The organism is Micromonospora sp. LZ37 (assembly GCF_059359015.1).
In genome coordinates this window covers 1-624 of record NZ_JCADBL010000037.1, presented here as the reverse complement: position 1 = coordinate 624, position 624 = coordinate 1, and the positions used below count along the sequence as shown (strand labels likewise).

The 624-nt window shown below is 67.3% G+C and carries 1 protein-coding gene; it reads left to right on the top strand.

What is annotated here, in order from left to right; all coding sequences use genetic code 11:
• Positions 1-624: condensation domain-containing protein (locus AC5L3Z_RS29515; RefSeq protein WP_494846651.1), on the top strand; the 624-nt coding region annotated here is incomplete at both ends.

Here is a 624-nt window from a genome sequence, read left to right as displayed (position 1 = left end):
GCCCTCGCGACCCTCCTGCACCGATCCGGCGCCGGCACCGACATCCCCATCGGCGCCCCCATCGCCGGACGCAACGACGAAGCCCTCAACCACCTCATCGGCTTCTTCGTCAACACCCTCGTCCTACGCACCGACCTCACCGGCAACCCCACCTTCACCCAACTCCTGCACCGCATCCGCCAACACACCCTCACCGCCTACACCAACCAACACATCCCCTTCGAACGCCTCGTCGAAATCCTCAACCCCACCCGCACCGCCGCCCACCACCCCCTCTTCCAGGTGGCGCTTGCGTCGGACGATGACATGACCCGTGAGTGGCACATTCCGCAGTTGCAGGCCCGCACCGAACCGCTGCCTCTGCCGGCTACCAAGTTTGATCTGACCCTCGGCTACCAGCAGCAGAGCCAGCCCGACGGCTCGCCGGACGGCATCACCATCACCCTCGAATACGCCACCGACCTGTTCGACCACGGCACCGCGGAGGCTCTCAGCCAGCGGCTCGTCCAGCTGCTGCGCGCGGTGACCACCGATCCCGGGCAGCCCGTCAGCGACCTGGACCTGCTGACCCCCGCAGAGCGGGACCTGGTCACGCACCGGTGGAACGACACCGACCACGACGTA